Origin of the sequence: Mycobacterium intermedium, from assembly GCF_002086275.1 — a bacterium.
Lineage (GTDB): Bacteria > Actinomycetota > Actinomycetes > Mycobacteriales > Mycobacteriaceae > Mycobacterium > Mycobacterium intermedium.
Genome location: NZ_MVHT01000264.1, coordinates 1 through 951 on the forward strand (window position 1 = coordinate 1; position 951 = coordinate 951).

The 951-nt window shown below is 61.1% G+C and carries 1 protein-coding gene; it reads right to left on the minus strand.

Features of this window, described 5'->3' with window-relative positions:
- Positions 1–636: 636 nt before the first annotated feature.
- Positions 637–951, minus strand: a 315-nt coding sequence (locus BST27_RS30590; RefSeq protein WP_487246511.1) for an NHL repeat-containing protein, incomplete at its 5' end; no start/stop codon positions are given.

Genomic DNA, 951 nt, shown 5'->3' on the forward strand with positions numbered 1-951 from the left:
CACCAACTACACTGAGCCCTGCTCACAGGTGAGGACTTTCAGCGGGCACACCTGAGGAATTTCGATGAGCGTGATCAACGCGTCGGATCGCGTCATACGACAAGGAATCCATTGCGGCAGTCAAGCAGCAGATCAATCGGTATACGTTGCCGTCGCCGGACGACATCAAGTCCTCGCTCGACATCTACCTGGCGTCGTTCCGATGGCCAGGATCTCAACGCCGACTTGCTGCGGCGATGGAGGCCGGACGCAATCAGCCCGGTGACTACGAAATGCGCTTGGGATACCACTTGGGGAGGCCTCTGGAACCAGAGGCCTAACGCAAACCAGCTTTCAACGAGTCCCTGCCCGGCTCATGAGTCCGCGAGTGACTACCGCTGATCGCTCTGTTACTTCACAGTGTCGGGACATAGCTACCTGGACGAGGAGGTGTGGTGGCGTCTGCCACGAAGCACGGCCGTACCGAGCCGACCAAGTCGTTCCGCAAGCGGCACTTCGCCGGAGCCCCACGGCTGCACTAGCGATTAGGCAGGTGTCGCTTCCTGCCGCTATCGCGATGATGGAAAGTCGCTGGTGCACAAGGATTTTCGGACGTCGGTCGCATGCTCGATCAGCTCGGCGCCGGACGCCGAAGGGTCAGCGCCGGGGGAGTTTCAGCACCCGGTTGTTACCCGCGTCGGCGACGTATACATTGCCCGCGGCATCGACCGCGACGTCGTGTGGGTCGTTGAGACCGTTGAACGGCAACGTGATTACCGAGCTCGACTCCTTGATCAGCTGCAGGACCCGATTGCCTCGGGTGTCGGTCACGTACACGTTGCCCTCGGTGTCGACAGCAACGTAGTCCGGACGACCTATCACGTAGGGCAGGACCGTAGCTTCCGTCGCCGTCTGGGGCAGCTTCAGCACCCGCTCGTTCTGCCGGTCGATGACAATGACGGCACCGTCACC